This window comes from Deinococcus cellulosilyticus NBRC 106333 = KACC 11606, assembly GCF_007990775.1.
Lineage (GTDB): Bacteria > Deinococcota > Deinococci > Deinococcales > Deinococcaceae > Deinococcus_C > Deinococcus_C cellulosilyticus.
Genome location: NZ_BJXB01000004.1, coordinates 56,103 through 73,335, shown reverse-complemented (window position 1 = coordinate 73,335; position 17,233 = coordinate 56,103). Strand labels below are relative to the sequence as shown.

Sequence of the window (17,233 nt, the reverse complement as noted above, 5' to 3'; positions counted from 1 at the left end):
TGTGCAGTTCACCCCAGAGCACCTTGTTGCCTTTTGATGGGTGACTCTGGATGATTTTTCCCGTTCAGAATGTCTTTTTTTGCTGTGAACGCTCAGCTGTGAACATGCACTAGATGTACCAGTTGCGGTCCCAGCGGTGGTTGTAGAGCTTCTGGACCTGATCTGCAGGAAGCCCCTTGCCATCTGCAATGGTCACGTTGCGCTCCACGTTGCCTACACTGCGCATGCCCACAATCACGGTGGACACCGCTTTGTGGGACAGCACAAAACGCAAGGCTGTTTCAGGAAGCTGGTCCGTACGGATGCCCAGATCCTTTTCAATGGCCTGCAGGTGCTCCTGCAGCTCGGCCTTGCGGTTCCCACCGAAGTAGTGGTTGCGCCAGTCCCCTTCGGGGAACACGGTTTCAGGAGTGATTTTGCCCGTCAGGCCCCCTTCATCGAGGGCCACCCGCACAATGACCCCCACATTGTGCTCCAGACAGGCGTCCAGCAGACGGTCCTGCGGGCTCTGGTCAAACACGTTGTAAATCACCTGCACCGTGTCCACCTTCCCGGACTCCACCAGTTTCACCCCATTGTTGGCCTGGTGGTCATTGATGGAGATGCCAAAGTGACGGATTTTGCCGTCTTTCTTGAGCTGGTCAATGGCGTCTTTCCAGTCGCCTTCATCGGTCCAGCCATCATCCCAGACGTGGAACTGCTGCAGGTCGATGTGGGGCAGCCCCAGGTCTTTCAGGCTGCGCTCGGTGCACTGAATCACATGCTCTGCAGGGTAGGTTTCCTGTGCAGAGGTGTCTTTGCGGGCGGGCCACAGGAAATTTCTGGGTGGGATTTTGGTGGCGACCAGCACATGGGGGTGTTGCTGCACCACCTGTCCCACCAGCCGTTCGCTGTGTCCGTCGCCATAGACCAGGGCAGTGTCAATGAAGTTGCCGCCGAGTTCCACGAAACGGCTGAGGGCCTTGAGGCTTTCGTCGTCCTCGGCACCGATCCACATGCTCTGTCCGATGCCCCAGGCCCCATATCCAATTTCGGTGACTTGCAGGCCGGTGCGGCCAAGTGTTCTTTTTTGCATGATCTTTCCTTTCTGGTGCAGGTGTAACAGGAAATCCTGATCAGGATGCCTTCCTGCAGGATGTGGGGTCTTTGCAAATGTCCAGCGTACAGGACTGGGAAATGGGGACTGAACCCCTGAAGTCTCAGGATGACAGATAGTGAGCGATCACAATATTAACATGATTTTTTGCAAAATCAAACCATCTGCTTCTGGGGCCAGTTTGAAAAAATATGCTTTGGAACAACTTTTTTCCATGAAGGTTTGGACTGTTGACACTGTTAAAAGGCCATGTTAGGCTGTTATCGTTCACAAAATCTCCTCAAGCTTCCGGACTTCCGTTTCCGTGAAGCCCCTCCATCCTGAACAGGTCCTCCAGAAGATGAAGCTGTCCTCTGCTCTGGACGGTCCTGTGTGTTCAGAAAGGACCACATGAAACTGCACCCTCTACTGTTGCTGACGTCCGCACTGGTGTCCTGCGCCAGCCTGACCCCCTCCACACAGGAGATCACCCCCCAGACTGGTCTGGTACTGACCGGAGACCTGGGTTCCCATGACCCTGGAATGATCAAGGCGGGAAGCACCTATTGCAGCTTCTCCACCGGAATTGAACGCACCACCAGCAATCCCGGAGGGGTGCTGGTGCACCGCTCCAGTGGCGGCATGACCGGAAGCTGGAGCACCATCGGAGAAATCCCGGTGCCCCAGTGGACCAGGGACCAGTACCAGGTGAAAAACATCTGGGCCCCCGAAGTGGTCTACAACGGAACCGACCGAAGGTACTACCTGTACTATTCCGCCAGCCAGTTCGGGACCCGCAATTCGGCCATCGGGGTGGCCAGCAGCACCAACCCCTGCAGCCCCACCTCCTGGACCGACCACGGGGCCATTCTGCGCTCCTCGGAGACCACCACCGACTTCAACGCCATCGATGCCAACGTGCACTGGGACAGCAGTGTGGGCTGGTATATGTCCTGGGGATCGTTCTTTTCGGGCATCAAGATCCAGAAGATGAGCAGCATGACCTCACTGACCGGCAGCGTCTACACCATCGCCAACCGCACCAACGTCTCTGGAAACCCTGTGGAAGCCAGCTCCATTTTCAAGAAGGGCAGCTACTATTACCTGTTTGTCTCCTGGGATCTGTGCTGCAAACTGCTGGACAGCACCTACAAAACGGCAATGGGCCGCGCAACCTCCATCACTGGACCTTATTACGACCGCAATGGCGTGAGGCTCGATCAGGGCGGAGGCACCCTGCTGCTGGCCGATCAGGGAAACGAGCGCGGCCAGGGCGGCGGTGACGTGTACCAGGAAGGGGGTGTGGACTACTTCCTGCACCACTATTACGACACCACAGCAGGAGGAGCCCCCAAAATGGCCCTCAGGAGGCTCGACTGGACGGCAGACGGCTGGCCCCTGGAGAACGAACAGAAAGTGAACGTGCAGGTCGGCAGCAACTACAGGCTGATCAACTCGGTGAACCGCCTGTGCCTGGATGTGGAGAATGCAGGGACCACTGCAGGAACCAACGTGCGCCAGTGGACCTGCAACAGCAATGCCGCCCAGGAATTCAAGGTGGAAAGTGTGACCTCCGGATTCTACCGCCTGCGCAGCATGGTTGGTGCAAAAGACCTGTGCCTGGACATCGAAAACGGCTCCAGCACCCCGGGTGCAGATGTCCGGCTGTGGACCTGCAATGGCCTCTTCTCCCAGAACTGGCGACTGGACGACATGGGTGCAGGTTACTTCAGGCTGGTCGGACAGCAAACAGGGCTCGCCATGGACAACGCAGGTGCAGGCACCGCTCCGGGAACAGACGTGCGCACCTGGAGCGTGAACAACCACCCGGCCCAGAGCTGGCGTTTTGTGTTCGTGCGCTGACCTCTTTCTGTTTGCAACACAAAAAGACCTCCAGAACATCTTTCTGGAGGTTCAATTTTGCAACATGTTCTGCCCTGGTCCCACAAACTGTTCTGTTAGCCCGGAAGGGACAGAAAACGGTGGGTGGCAAACACCTCCAGCAGGTCTGACACGGTGATCACACCCACCAGACGCCAGTGGTCTTCCACCACGGGAAGGCCCAGAATCTTGTGGCGCAGCATCTCCTGGGCAGCGGTTTCCAGAGCGTCGCTTGGATGCACTGTGGCTGTCGGAGCGCGCATCACGTCTCCCACCAGCAGGCCTTCCAGCAGGTACTCACCCACCAGGAATTCCGGGGCATGGTAGCTGGAGCGCTTCTGGGCGAATTCTTCAAGGTCTGCCAGCTTGATGATGCCAATCAGGCCCGTGTCATCGACCACCGGAAGCACATGCAGCACACTGGTCTTCAGTTTGTACCACGCTTCGCTGGCAGTCATGGAGGGGTGGGCGGTGAGGGGGTTTCTGCTCATGCAGTCAGCAACTTTCATCGGTGGCCTCCTTTCGAGGACTTTTCAGGATGGAGGTTGAGGGTCAGACCGCAGCAATGTCCTGCTGCACAAAAGCCCTGAGCACCTCGGTGATGGTGATGATCCCGATCACATGGCCCAGCACACTGACCACCGGAAGGCCCCCGATTTTGTGGGCCAGCATCAGTTCTGCAGCAGCACGGAGTTCCATGTGCGGACGGATGGTGATCACCTCTTCGGTCATCACTTCAGACACCTGCAGTTTTGCGAGCAGGTAATGCAGTTCCCACATGGAGAGGGTGGTGGCCCGGGAGGGCATGGCTTCCCTGAGGTCCCTGTCGGTCACGATGCCCACCAGTTCACCGTGCTCCACAACAGGCAGACGGCGGAAACCGTGGTTTTTGAGCAGCTGCATGGCCTCTGGCACAGACGTTTCTGGAGACACCGTGATGGGATGCGGCGTCATGACATCGCGAACTTTCATGGACGTTCCTCCTGTGGGTTTCTGGTGCCTTCAAGGTAGGAGGAGGGAGTTACCGACCCATTACTGAAGTGAGGGCCTCACCTTCATCAAAAAAATACACACAGCAAAAAAACAGAGCACGGGCGTGCTGGCCGCATGCTCTCCAGATTCAGACCTCCATCAATTCACATCAAAACGAACCTTGAACATCAGGGTTTTGACCTCTCCGGCTTTCAGGGGTCCTGCGAACATCAGGTCATTGCCCGTTTTCACCCAGCCCTGATCCAGGTGGGTGATTTGCCCTTTTCGGCCCCGGAACAGGCTTTCGGTGTATTCAACGGTGGCCTGACTGCTGCGGAAATTGCTGAATTTGAGGTTGACCTGATAGGTTCTGGAGGTCACCTCATTGTCCTTTCTGGTCTCATTCAGGAGCTGCACGGTTCTCTGGTAGGTCACATCCGATGCGGTGCCCATGTTCAGGGTGGTTTTGTCCCCTTTGGCCGTTTCGGGCAGGTAGGCTTCACCGACGAAGACGCCATCATCCCGCACGCTGATGGGAGCCTGCTGCAAAAACTCCGGTGCCGTAAAGCGGTACTGCCGGATGAAAGGATTCGCACTGTTGTACTGGGAGAAAGCCTGCGCACCCACCAGCACCTGCTTGATGGGCATCTGGGCATCCTTGAGGGCCAGATTGAGGTGCCCCTGCGCTGGAATCTCAAAAGGACGCCTGACCTCCTGGCGGTAAAGCCCTCCAGAGGTCAGGGTGGGGAGGGCAACCCGGCTTTCTGATGCATCTGCCACAGCCGTTGGACTGATGGGTGCAGGGGGTGCCATGTTGTACATCTGCTGGTTCTGCACCGGATTGCAGAACTCAAACTGTCCAGAGGGCAAATTGAAATTCCCGCTGAACAGGTCCGCCTCACTCACAGTCAGTTTCTCACGGGAGTTGTTTTGCAGATCGGCCCATCCGGTCAGGCGTGCCGTGCCCCCATTCACCTCCAGGGTGTATCTGGGGGTCCACTGGATGTTGCGGGTGAAGTACCTCAGGACGGGTTTGTTTTCACTCTGCAGGGTGAATTTGAATTGCAATTCTGATCGGTTGCGGGTGAGGGGAGGCAGGGCATGCAGTTCAAGCTGGTCTGCACCCACCATCAGGTACCTTCCTGTTTCCAGCTCCTTCACGAACAGGGTCTGGTCCTCAATGCGTTCCACAGTGCCTTCACGCAGCTCATCCCCAATTCGGACCGTGACCTGCTTCCCGATCAGCTGATCCAGCCAGGATTTCTGCTGAAAAGCCAGCGTGTACTCCGCAACTTTTGCCCCCTGCACTGCCAGTGAAGATGGAATGACCTGGCACAGGTCCTCTTGCCCCACCGTCCATTCAAACTGGTGATTCTGGGGATGGATGGGGGTCAGCACCTCGGCAAATCCGGGATAAATGCGCAGTTCGGTGGCCTGTGCAGCACCAGCGAGCATCAGAAACAGCATGATTTTTTTCATGGCCTCAGGGTAACGTTTTTCATGGCCTCATGCAGTGCCCGACCCGGAAGTCTGGGGGGGTTTCTTCTGGATCAGGATCTCCACACGGGGTCCTTCTTCCATGACCTCCACCTGATGGCCCATTTCTTCCAGCCTTTGCAGCAGGTAGATGGGCCTGCGCACATGGTGCACCAGCAAAGCCTGTCCTGGCTGAAGCTGGTCCAGTGCACCAAGCACCCGCATCATGGGCTCCGGGGGTTCCAGGGTTTCCGGGATGGTGACTTCCAGATTGAAGGTCCAGTTTGCAGGTGAACCAGAAGAAGGTTTCTCCTGCTCGGGGAAACCCTGAACTGCTGCCCCCCGGTAAAAATGCACCCTGAAAAACTCTCCAGCGTGTTCACACCATGCGGCAAAGCCTTTCTTGCCCAGGGCCTGGTACAGTGGAACAGGCTCAAATGGGGCCAAAAGTAGAAACTTCTGTCCTGCAGGCACAGCAGCGGCCACTTTCTGAATCTGGCTGAAGGGCTCTTCACCGCGTTGCAGCAGGGGCTGAACATCCAGTTCAGCAGCAACAACAGCATCCACCCACACTGGAGCAGGGGTCCCGAGCAGCGAGCCAGAAACAGAAACACCCTGCGATTCAGAAGCATCATGGCCGAGGGCGGCGAGCAGTTTTCCCAGCAGGTCATCCACCGGAAGTCCCGCCATGCCCGCAGCCTGCTGAACGGTCACCAGTTTTGGCATGACCTTCCTGAGCATGGGGTTTTTGAGCTTCTCGAAGGCAGGGCTTGCAGAAATCAGCACGGGCAGCAATTCCGGGTGCTGCTGCAACACCTCGCTGATGCGGGTCTGGGCGGTGATCATGGTGCCTCCAAAAAAGACCGGCCTGTCAGCACGCTGCACAGGCCAGGGGATTCAGGCTTTTGAAATCTTGACCCGCCACACCCGGGGGCCATTTTCGAGGTACTCCCATTCAAAGGTGCCGGGACGCTCGATCTGGAACTGGTAGAAAAGGGGTTTGGGATCATGGTCGTTGACCAGTTGAAAGCTGCTTCCGCTCTCCAGGCTGTCAAACAGATGAAAGATTCTGGGGTGGCGTTCTCTGGGGTGGATGGTGCGCACATCGAGTTCTTGCAGGGTGGTTTCTGGCATGGTTTTCTCCTGTCTCTGAGTCTGCACCTTCCATGCCGGCCCTGACCATGACCTGGGTCATGGCTGTGGGGTGGTGGTCCTTTCTAGACTGAACGCAGGAGGAACCATGATTGCCCTAGCCGCCAAAAGCACCACTGCTCCTTATCAGGTTCCCGCTGGTTTTGTGCTGACCTCCACCCTCTTTCTGATGGGTGCCGTTTTGCTGCTTGCCCTGCACCCGGATGGTTTCAGCAGTTACCGCCATCCTGTGACCCTGGCTTTCACCCACCTGCTGTTGCTGGGTTTTGGCACAGGCATTCTGATCGGCAGCATGCACCAGCTCGTTCCGGTCATTCTGGAGGTCGGTCTGGTGCGGGCCTGGTGGGGTTACGCTGTGCTGGGCCTGTGGGCTGTGGGGGTGCCGATCCAGGTTTTCGGCTTCCTGCAGTATCAGCCTGTCCTGATTGCCATGGGAGGGGGTCTGGTCAGTGTTGCCCTGATCTGGTTTGCCGTGCACATGTTCCTGGTCTTCAGAAGCACCCGGAAATGGAGTGTGGTCGCCACTTCACTGGTGTGGGTCACGCTTCACCTGCTGACCACGCCAGCAGTGGGCATGCTTCAGGCCCTCAGCATGCAATTTGGCAACTATGACCCGGTGAGGCTGCAGACCCATGCAGTGCTCGGTCTGGTCGGAGTCTTTCTGATTTCCATTGCCGGGGTGGGGCACAAACTGGTGGGGATGTTCACGCTGTCGCACGGGGTGAAACCCAGAGTGCTGGGCCTGAACCTGTGGGTGCTCAACATCGCCATTCTCAGTGACCTGATCTGGCCTGCCTCAACCCTGCCCCTGTTGCTGCTTGCTGCACTGTTGATGGCCCTGGATGCGAAAAACCTCATTGCAAAAAGGGTCAAGAAGCAACTGGATGTCGGGGTCAGGCATTACGTGCTGGGGATGGGGTTCCTGGTCGCCAGCATTCTGCTGGCCCTGGGTGGCCTGTGGACGATGGCCCTCACCCTCTTTGCAGGATTTTTGCTGCTGGTGATCACCGGAATGCTCTACAAGATCCTGCCTTTTCTGGTGTGGCTGCACAGGTATGCCGATCAGGTGGGCAAAACCCAGGTCCCGACCCTGAAAGACATGTTCAACGAGAAAACCGCAGATGCCGCGATGGTGATCTTCGCCCTCGGGATTGTGGCCACAGTGTTTCACCCTGCAGGTCTCTGGCTGATCGCTGCGGGCCTCGTTCCCTATCTCTCTGTCCTCACGGAGGTCATGTATGTCCGCAGAAAACCTTAAGGAACTTGCTGGTATGCTCCTGCAGAATGTGCTCGATCCCGAACTGGGCATCAGCATCGTCGATCTGGGATTGGTTTACGGGGTGGACATCGAAGAAAGCACCTTGAGGGTCACCATGACCCTCACGACTCCGGGATGCCCCCTCCACGACACCCTCACCGATGCGGTGCGGCGTACACTGGAACGGATGCCGGGCATTGAAGAGGTGCAGGTGGATCTGGTGTGGCAACCCGCGTGGACCCCTGAGCGCATCACCCCGGAAGGCAAACGCCAGCTGGGATGGAGGTAACATGATGTCCCTCGAAAACCATTACGCCATGATTGGTGGCCGCGCCACCGTGGAACAGCTGGTCCGCACCTTCTATGTGAACCTGAATCAGATTCCCGAGATGAAGGCCGTCTTTGATCAGGTGGTCGAGGAACCTGCAGCAGAATGGTGGGAGAAACACATCCAGAAGCTCACCGATTTCTGGGTGGGGGTGCTGGGTGGACCCAAAAACTTCAGGGGCTCCCCTCCGATGGCCCACATGCCCCTCGGCCTTTCCAGCGACCACTTCAACCGCTGGCTTGCCGTGTGGGAACACACCTGCGAACAGACCCTGCCAGAACAGAGTGCGATTTTCCTGATGGAAGCCGCAGGTCGCATGCGGATGGGGCTCCAGCACCATCTGGGGATTTCTTGAAACACTGTCAATGGTTTTACGGAATCCAGGCGATCAAAGCAGATCAGCCATTGCCATGTTCAGAGGATCTGTCCGAAGTCTAAAATATGTCATGCGTCCAACACCTGCAATGGGTCTTCTGGTACCGCACTCTTTCATCAGAAATGGGATAAAAAACCTGTCTGAATCTCCTCCGGGGTTTACGGGATGGGAGTTTCAAGATCAGTCGGCAACTTCTTCTCCCGGTGACCTGAATATTATCTTGATCTTTCAATTCAATAAGGTGTCTGGAATAATCCGTCTGGTGGCGGACTACTATGATTTCATGTATGAAAATACAAACCTGGCGTTTCTCTGGCTGGAAACGGCAAAAGACTCCAAGAGAACTCCACAGGTTCTTGAAGAGGGATATTATGAAGCATTCAGGTATATTCTTGATGCTCTGCAGGTCAAATTGGGATTTATGGCCTACAATCAGGAAGCATTTGGAACCGATGTGCTTTTTAAAATCAATAAGCGACAGATTCTCTTTAAAGCCCAGCTGTTTGCGAATTTTTTGGTTATTGAACCTTTGGTGTTTCAGACTGGAGATCCGAATGCATTTGTTTATTTTCATGATGTCACAGAAGAAGGAAGGCATATTCTGGCCACCCCTTTTTATTTCCATCAAAAAGATCAAAACGCAGAGCATGCCCTGAGGTTTAATCGAAGTCCTGGTGATACACTAAAAGAAAGAGATTCTATGGATGTGCAGAATGAACAATATCACGCTCAAATGATGATGTTCCTGGGTAAAGAAGTCCTTCCCATTACTGAATGATGAAGGTGTCCTCTGTCTGCATTGTGCAATTTCCATTGCTTTGACTTCAAGATGATAAATCAAAGAAATACAATTGGGTCAACTTTGAAGAATGCACTGAAAGCCCGGATGTGATCTTTGGAGAACTCCCGTTTGCCCTGAACAGTTTGCTGATGTTTCCCTGGTCAATGCCTGTGGCGTCGGCAAGCTTCAGCTGGGTGATCTCGTGCTGCTCCATGAGGAACTTCAGAATGCTGATCACGTTCATTCCTGCCATCCAATATGGCATCTGGACATGTATGGTTTACTCCACTGCCAGCTCCTGAAGGTCTTCTTTTTTCAGCACCCACACCTTGCGGCCCTCCAGATGAATCAGCCCCTGGCGGTAAAACTCACCCAGTTTGCGGCTGATCAGCTCTGGCACGGTGCCCAGTTGTGCGGCCAGCATGCCGTTGGTGGGCAGGACAAAACCGTTGCCCAGTTCTTCTTGCAGGGTCAGCAGGGTTTCTGCCACCCGTGAACCCACTTCCCGGAAAAACAGCCTGTCCAGCAGGTGCATCAGTTCTCCCTGCTTGCGGGCCTGGTAGCGAATCACCGACTGGGCCAGCACAGCATTGTGTGTGACCATCTCCATGAATGCCTTTCGGTCCATCACCAGCACAGTGCTGTCTTCAATGGCCTCGCAGGAGGCTGGGTAAACCGGGTGGTCCAGAAAAACCGCCACCAGGGCCACTGCGCGGTAAGGTTTTTCGAGGTGCAGGGTGATCTGCTTGTTGCCTCTGGAGCCCTCCTTGAAGACCCTCAGGCACCCACGAATCAGGATGTTGACCCGTTCCACCGGGTCTCCCTGCAGGAAAATTGGGCTGCCTTTCTCGAAATGCTGCTCCCGCATGGCTTTTGCAAGGTCGATCAGGTCGCTGTCCTGCAAGCCCTGAAAGATGGGGGTCAGGGACAGCATGCGGGTGATTTCGCTGAGGGGATGAGGTGAGGTCATAAGGGCTCCTTCGCGCAGGGTGTTCTGTCCCATTGTGGACTCCCTCAACGGCACTTTTGTCCTTGCTGAACCCCTGACTTTCTCGACACGCCCCACACCTTCATCAGCACCAGAAAATGGTTCTGGTGGCAGAAGACCTCCCCACTGGGTCCAGTGTGCCGTTCAGTGATCAACTGTTGATGCGGCTGGAGGAAGAAGTTTGCGGTCGTTTTGTAACCAGGGGCCTCAAAAATCCTTTCGATTGCACAGAGAGGGCCATTTTTGAAGCCGTTTTGATGCTGCAGACCCTTGACAGTGTTCTGCAGCTGCCCATTTGTAAAATTCCTTCATGCTCTGGTTGAGCGTTGCCCTTTTCCCTGTTCTCAGACGAAAAGTCATGTGATTGAGTCATTTTTGTAACAAAGGGTCATGAGATCTAAACAAGAGTGGTTTTGAAAGGTGTTTCAGAATACATTTAGGGAGGAGGTCCATTTGAAAACGTTTGCTCAAATATCCCCTATCGCCCTGTTGCTCACTGCCTGTTTCCAAGCCCCCTCACCGCAACCTGTTCCCTCTTCGCCCACCCATCGCCAGGAAACCCCAGAAGGGATTCAGGTGGCAGCCAGTTCACAAGACCTCACCCCACAACGTGCAGCTTTCACCGCTGTACGGCATGGTCTGTTTGTGGGGGGACAGTTGAACAACCAGCAAAGGGTCACCCTGGCTTCGCCCCTGCGAGGACAGATCAATGGAGGGATCAAGAACCCCACTTTGGTTCAGGGTGAAGCCGTCAGTCAGGGGACACAGGCTGTGCCTGTGTTGAATTTTGCCTCACTGAAGGCTTTGCTGCAACCTTCTGCCTACACCCAGACCATCAAAGGAAACCTGCAGATCAAAACCGCTGCAGATGCCGCCCAGTTTTTCAGTTCAGGTCAGCGGGTGCTGATTCAGGGCAATCTGGACATTCAGGTCCCCCTCACCCTGGACCACACCCACATCACTGTGCAGGGAAACCTTCAGGCCAGAGAAAGCCTCACCCTGAAAGACACTGTGGTGTGGACGCAAAAGAGCAACTGGAAAAGCCTGCACCTGAAAGAGGGTCAATGGATTTCAGAACAACCCCTCAATGTCACGGCCCCCATCACCGCACAGGGACAGAGCCTGCTGGCTTCAGGTGGAGCCATTCAGCTCAATCAGCCCATTTCCACCCCGCAGGGTCAGCTCTCGGTGGTGACCCCCCAGTCGATTCAATTGCACTTCAAGAGCGCTGCACCGCTCAAAGCTTTCTTGTGGGCTGGAGAGAACACCACTGTGCATCAGGCATTGGAACTGCAAGGCAGCATCATGACCCGTGGAGACTTGACGGTGAATGCCCCTCTGGAGGTTGCCCAGAACCCTGATTTGTCTCCGAAAGTCAGCGAAGGCATTCTGAGACAGGGTGAGCCTTTTGAAGGTCCAGATGGCATGCGCATCACCCTGCCTGCAAATGTCCCTGGACCTCTGCCCATCAAGATTGAGCGTTTCACCCGCAATGAGGTGGCTTTTTTACCAGACAGGGATGCTGGCAGCATCTGGGAACAGGCGGAAGTCTTTTACAAAATCACCATGGGCAACACGTACCACTTTCGACCCAGGTTGACCATTGAACTTCCAGCAGGAGATGACCGCAATGGCCTGGGCTACACCTACCTGACCTGGTCCCCCAGAAAATACTTCTCAGGGCCAGGCAGGGACGCTTCTGGATTCAAACAGGAGTATGGCCTGGGAGACATTCAGGATGGTTTCATGGTGCTTGCTCAGGACTCCATCTTTGCGGAAGGGGTGTATTTCGCCTTTTATCCTGAAAAGAGAACGCTTTCGCCCCAAAAAAAAGCTGAGGTCCTGAAGCAGGACCTCTCAATCTCCCGGGTCAGATGCAGGTACATGGTTGACGGGGTGGAGCGATGTGATCCAGCCATGATGGCCAGGGCGCAGGAACTCTTTGATCAGATTCGCCAGGAGTATGCAAAGGGCATTCAAAATCCTGATGTCCTGCGGGAATTCAATGCGCTCAGTGCATACCTCGATTTTGTGCCACTTGGCAGTTCACCCTGTCGGGATGCGGACACAGGAGGTGTGGCTGCTGGCTATGGATTTGCTGTCTGTCTGAATGCAGAAGGTGAACTCCCACCTGATCTGAAACCCCCCCTGGAAGACACCATGCGTCATGAGATGGGACACCAGTACCAGAAAGCTGCGGGAGTCCGGAGCCCAACCCCCATCGTTGAAGGCACCGCTTCAAACATGATGCGCTCCAGAGATGGCGAGATGGGCTCTTACCCAGGATATGAACCTTTCCCAGTGACTGCCGCCCTGGACAAAGGGTGTCATGTCGATGCAGCAACCGCCCAGTGTCTGGATGATTTCAGTTATGAGACCCAGGATTTCTGGACGTATGCGGGCAAAAAACTTCAGGAGGCAGGAATTTACAGCGACCCCACCCAGATCTTGCGGGATTTCTATTCCCCTGAGAAAGGCGTGGGAACCGTCTGCCATTGGGTGGGCATCAATGCATCTGCCCGACAGGAATGTTCACCCAGAGATCCCAACACAGATGTCACTTCAGACGATCTGGACCGATTCTTCAAAGGCCTGGGATTTGCCGATGGTTATGGGGGCATGTACTGGGATTTTGTGAAGAACCAGCTGTTTGAGAACACCATCCCGGTGCACGGAGGCAGCAAATGCACCCTCAATGAAAAGGCCCTCGGCAAAGGTGCAGATGGCCAGCCGATGCTCACTTCCCTGAGTCTGAACCTGTCCAGTGGGCAGAGGCAGTGCAACCTGCTGGGAGACGCATTCACCATTCCTGCCCTTTCTGCTCGCGCAGTGCGAATCAAAATCGATGGCCCCCTGCCAGCAGGGGTGAATTTCAAAGTGGCCGGTCAGAACCTGCGGTACAAAGCCTATCCTTTGCCTTGCAACGTGGACTGCTCCGCCCTCACAGATGGGGGAGAGGATGGGCTGGACTTCAGCGACCTGATACCCGGTCAGGAATACCTGCTGATCATTGCCAACGTCGGATTTTCTGGCAATGTGCATCCTGAGTTGTGTGCTGAACCCAAAGCAGGTGGAGGCGGTGGCGACCCCAGTGACCCACCTGCCGACCCCAACAACCCTGCAGAGCCGGACCCTGCCCTGCAAGACCCCCCACAGGCAGGCACGGGAGCCAGCTTCGGAGATCCACACCTGAAAAGTTTCGACGGCTGGGTGTTTGACTTCCAGGCCGTGGGTGAGTTTATCCTCAGCAAGTCCACCGATCCCTCCCAAACCCCAGAAAACCAGTTCGAAATTCAGACCCGTTACCTCGCCGGGAACCTCGATTACTCCCTGACCCGCGCAGTGGCCATGCAAGTTGGCCAGGACCGGGTGGGTTTTTATGCTGGACAGGACGGCTACCCGGTGGTCAAGATCAACGGCCGGGTACAAAACATGATCAACCATGAACTCTACCAGCCGCTGAACTTCGGGGGCCTGGTGGTGTTCAAAGACAAACTCGGCACCGTCACCTGGCTGGACGGCACCTCCGCCGAAATCGACCTGTATGCCGGAAACTGGGGCAGCGTCAGTGTCAACCTCCCCGGGCACCGCAAAGGGAAGGTCGCTGGACTGCTGGGGAACTTTGATGGTCAGCACAACGACTTCGTGACCCGCGAAGGATTGACGTTTGCTACCTCCAACCCCACCCTGCAGGAACTCTACGGACAGTTTGGAGAAAGCTGGCGGGTCCGGGACGGTGAATCTCTGTTTGATTACGAAGCAGGGGAGAACACCCACACGTTCACCAACCGCCTGTTCCCCAGGGATTACATGAGCACGGCCAAACTCGATCCTGAAAAGCGGGAGGCTGCGTACCAGACCTGTGTGGATGCAGGCATCATCAGCAAGGTGTTGCTGGTCAAATGCACCATTGATGTGGCCACCACCGGAGATCCCGGGTGGGCTTACATCGTGGCCGGGGTGGACCCGAATGTGCGGCAGATCTCCCTGAACCCCCTGAAACTTGACCTCCTCACCGGCAGCAAATGGAACGTGGGGGCCGTGGTCAGCGGCAAGGACCTGCAAAGCCGCAGGGTGACCTGGAATGCCACCGCCGGAACCCTCAACACCCTGTCTGACAACAGTGTGGAGTACACGGCCCCTTCCACCCCGGGCAGTTACACCCTGACTGCCACTTCGGTGGAAGACCACAGCCTGCAGGCCAGCATTCCGGTGACTGTGCGCAAACCCACCCTGCAAGTCACTGGCAAAGTGCGGTTGGTCCTGCGCTGGGGTGAAAGGCCTTCTGACCTGGATTCGTACCTGTTCTTCCCGGAATCCAACCCTTATGTGGTGTTCTACAACAACATGGGCACCGAAGGAGATTGTCATGGGGCCACGCTGGATGTGGACGACACCTACCAGTTCGGTCCGGAAGTGGTGCACCTCTCGAAGCGCATTGGGCAGGGCCAGTACCAGTACTGGATCAACAACTATTACTGGTTTGAAGGGCCTTTGACCAACGCAGTGGTGCAGGTGATCGACGAGACGGGCATGGTTGCCGAAATCAAGGTGCCAGAAAACCAGCAAGGGACCTGGTGGCATGTGCTGAACCTGGACAGTGAAACCGGACAGCTTGCCCTGGTGAACAAAGTGGGGAACTTCGCTGGACCCTACACCAGTTTTACACTGGACTGTCCGGGGCAGACGGGATTCCTGAGGCAGGGGGCAGCCAAAACCATGTCTTTCACCCCTGGACAAACCAAACCTACTCGCTGAATCAAGGCTTTCAGAAAGACCCTGCATTTGCAGGGTCTTTTGATGTGTCCTGCCCGTTTGAGAGCCTGACAGGACACACGTGGACCCATCTGGCATGCCTCAATCCCCCCTTCAGCTGCTGCTGGGTGTGATTTCACGATGATGGACTGTCGAGTTGGGCTGTGGTGGTCTTGCTTCAGGCATCGGCACCGAGATGGTTTCTGTCAAGTTGTCCAGACCACCTGTCTCCCAGAAAGTTACGCCGGTAATGGTTCAGTAATCAGGTCCCCGTATTTTGTGGGTGTCGAGGGCACACAAACCCTCCCAAAGGAGCAGACCATGATTGTTAAACCCAACTTACCAGTGCCAGACTTCGTGAAAAATCGCAAGCTGTCTCAATGGGTGCAGGAAATGGTGAACCTGTGCAAACCTGAAGCTGTTCACTGGTGTGATGGCTCTCAGGAAGAGTACGATTACCTCTGCGACCAGATGGTTCGCGCTGGCACTTTCATTCGATTGAATCCTGAAAAACGTCCCAACAGCTACCTTGCCCGCTCCCACCCCAGCGATGTGGCCCGCGTGGAAGACCGCACCTACATTTGCAGCTTCAGCAAGGCCGACGCAGGCCCCACCAACAACTGGATGGCCCCCGCCGAAATGAAAGCCAAACTGACCCCCCTCTTTGATGGCTGCATGAAGGGCCGCACCATGTACGTGGTTCCCTTCTGCATGGGACCCCTGGGTTCACCCATCTCCCACATCGGGGTGGAAATCAGCGACTCTCCATACGTGGCCGTCAACATGCGCATCATGACCCGCATGGGCCGTGCCGTGCTGGACACCCTCGGTGATGGCGACTTCGTGCCCTGTCTGCACTCTGTTGGTGCACCCCTGGAGCCCGGCCAGCAAGACGTGCCCTGGCCTTGCAACACCGAAAAATACATCGTGCACTTCCCCGAAGAGCGCATGATCTGGAGTTACGGTTCAGGCTACGGCGGCAACGCCCTGCTGGGCAAGAAGTGCTTCGCCCTGCGCATCGCCTCGGTCCTTGCCCGCGAACAGAACTGGCTTGCCGAGCACATGCTGATTCTGGGGGTCAAAGACCCCAACGGTGAAAAAACCTACGTGGCTGCTGCGTTCCCCAGTGCCTGCGGCAAAACCAACTTCGCCATGCTGATTCCCCCCAAAGCCTTCCAGGAAGAAGGATGGGAAGTCACCACCGTCGGAGACGACATTGCCTGGATCAAACCTGCCGATGACGGCAAGATCTACGCCATCAACCCCGAAGCCGGATTCTTCGGTGTGGCCCCTGGCACCAACGTGGACAGCAACCCCAACGCCATCGCCAGCATCCAGGAAAACACCATCTTCACCAACGTGGCCCTCACCGACGACGGTGATGTGTGGTGGGAAGGTCTGACCAAAGAGGCCCCTGCCCACCTGATCGACTGGACCGGACAGGACTGGACCCCTGACTGTGGCCGCAAAGCCGCCCATGCCAACAGCCGTTTCACTGCGCCCCTCAGCCAGTGCCCCTCTGTGGACCCCGAGTACGACAACCCCAGAGGCGTGCCGATCTCTGCCTTCATCTTCGGTGGACGCCGCAGCACCGTGATGCCCCTGGTGTACCAGTCCTTCAACTGGAACTACGGTGTGTACGCCGCCGCCACCATGGGCAGTGAAATGACCGCTGCTGCCTTCGGGCAACTCGGAGAGGTGCGCCGCGATCCCTTCGCCATGCTCCCCTTCGTGGGCTACCACATGGCCGACTACTTCAACCACTGGCTGAACTTCGGACGCAGCATTGCCAACCCCCCTCGGATCTTCAACGTGAACTGGTTCCGCAAAGACGAAAACGGCAAGTTTGTGTGGCCCGGATTCGGCGAAAACATGCGCATCCTCAAGTGGATCGTGGAACGTGCACGCGGACACGCCTCCAGTCTGGAAAGCCCCCTCGGCTGGGTGCCCCGCTACGAAGACATCGACTGGCGCGGCCTGGACTTCTCTGAACAGCAGTTCTACGACATCATGAGCGTGGACCGCGACGTCTGGCAGAAAGAAATCGCAGGACACGACGAGCTGTTCATGAAGCTGTACGACAAGCTCCCCAAAGAGTTCATCTTCATCAAGGAACTGATTCTGTCGAGCCTGTGGCGCGCTCCCGAACACTGGGAACTGTTCCACGAATAAATTCCAGACTCCTTCTCTC

14 protein-coding genes are annotated in these 17,233 nt (G+C 56.1%); 7 read left to right on the top strand and 7 right to left on the bottom strand.

The annotated features are described in order from the left end of the window. Window positions 1-109: 109 nt before the first annotated feature. Window positions 110-1,075, bottom strand: coding sequence for an aldo/keto reductase (locus tag DC3_RS05730; protein WP_146882985.1), 966 nt, complete (start codon window positions 1,073-1,075; stop codon window positions 110-112). Between the two features lie 411 nt (window positions 1,076-1,486). Here DC3_RS05730 and DC3_RS05725 point away from each other — a divergent pair, with 411 nt between their 5' ends. Then, a complete protein-coding gene (locus DC3_RS05725) occupies window positions 1,487-2,938 on the top strand; it encodes a family 43 glycosylhydrolase (RefSeq protein WP_146882984.1) in 1,452 nt (483 codons plus the stop codon). A 95-nt stretch (window positions 2,939-3,033) separates the two neighbouring features. Here DC3_RS05725 and DC3_RS05720 read toward each other — a convergent pair whose 3' ends face one another. The 5 genes from DC3_RS05720 to DC3_RS05700 form a co-directional block, all read right to left on the bottom strand. Next, window positions 3,034-3,465 (bottom strand): CBS domain-containing protein, encoded by a 432-nt coding sequence (locus DC3_RS05720; RefSeq protein ID WP_146882983.1) that lies wholly within the window; start codon window positions 3,463-3,465, stop codon window positions 3,034-3,036. Window positions 3,466-3,508: 43 nt separating this feature from the next. Then, on the bottom strand, window positions 3,509-3,928 hold the full coding sequence (locus tag DC3_RS05715; protein WP_146882982.1) for a CBS domain-containing protein: 420 nt from the start codon (window positions 3,926-3,928) through the stop codon (window positions 3,509-3,511). A gap of 159 nt (window positions 3,929-4,087) precedes the next feature. Then, window positions 4,088-5,407 carry a hypothetical protein gene (locus DC3_RS05710; protein WP_146882981.1) on the bottom strand — a complete coding sequence of 440 codons (1,320 nt, stop codon included), beginning with the start codon at window positions 5,405-5,407 and terminating at the stop codon, window positions 4,088-4,090. Window positions 5,408-5,434: 27 nt separating this feature from the next. Then, the gene (locus DC3_RS05705) at window positions 5,435-6,250 is read right to left on the bottom strand and encodes a DUF2249 domain-containing protein (RefSeq protein WP_146882980.1); all 816 of its coding nucleotides are present in this window, start codon (window positions 6,248-6,250) and stop codon (window positions 5,435-5,437) included. Between the two features lie 51 nt (window positions 6,251-6,301). Then, window positions 6,302-6,538, bottom strand: coding sequence for a DUF2249 domain-containing protein (locus tag DC3_RS05700; protein WP_146882979.1), 237 nt, complete (start codon window positions 6,536-6,538; stop codon window positions 6,302-6,304). A gap of 106 nt (window positions 6,539-6,644) precedes the next feature. Between DC3_RS05700 and DC3_RS05695 the strand changes: the two genes are divergently transcribed. The 4 genes from DC3_RS05695 to DC3_RS05680 all read left to right on the top strand — a co-directional run bounded on the left by DC3_RS05695 (window position 6,645) and on the right by DC3_RS05680 (window position 9,296). Beyond that, entirely contained in the window at window positions 6,645-7,814 is a 1,170-nt protein-coding gene (locus DC3_RS05695; RefSeq protein WP_146882978.1) for a hypothetical protein, read from the top strand. After that, window positions 7,795-8,103, top strand: coding sequence for a metal-sulfur cluster assembly factor (locus DC3_RS05690; protein WP_146882977.1), 309 nt, complete (start codon window positions 7,795-7,797; stop codon window positions 8,101-8,103). The genes DC3_RS05695 and DC3_RS05690 overlap by 20 nt, the downstream gene beginning before the upstream one ends. A 1-nt stretch (window position 8,104) precedes the next feature. Continuing rightward, a complete protein-coding gene (locus tag DC3_RS05685) occupies window positions 8,105-8,497 on the top strand; it encodes a truncated hemoglobin (protein ID WP_146882976.1) in 393 nt (130 codons plus the stop codon). A 91-nt stretch (window positions 8,498-8,588) separates the two neighbouring features. After that, a complete protein-coding gene (locus DC3_RS05680) occupies window positions 8,589-9,296 on the top strand; it encodes a hypothetical protein (RefSeq protein ID WP_146882975.1) in 708 nt (235 codons plus the stop codon). Window positions 9,297-9,579: 283 nt separating this feature from the next. On the opposite strand, the gene DC3_RS05675 is transcribed toward DC3_RS05680, so the two are convergent. Next, window positions 9,580-10,269, bottom strand: coding sequence for a Crp/Fnr family transcriptional regulator (locus tag DC3_RS05675; RefSeq protein WP_146882974.1), 690 nt, complete (start codon window positions 10,267-10,269; stop codon window positions 9,580-9,582). A 594-nt stretch (window positions 10,270-10,863) separates the two neighbouring features. Between DC3_RS05675 and DC3_RS05670 the strand changes: the two genes are divergently transcribed. After that, window positions 10,864-15,045, top strand: coding sequence for a VWD domain-containing protein (locus DC3_RS05670; protein WP_146882973.1), 4,182 nt, complete (start codon window positions 10,864-10,866; stop codon window positions 15,043-15,045). A gap of 318 nt (window positions 15,046-15,363) precedes the next feature. After that, on the top strand, window positions 15,364-17,214 hold the full coding sequence (locus DC3_RS05665; protein ID WP_146882972.1) for a phosphoenolpyruvate carboxykinase (GTP): 1,851 nt from the start codon (window positions 15,364-15,366) through the stop codon (window positions 17,212-17,214). Window positions 17,215-17,233 lie beyond the last annotated feature (19 nt).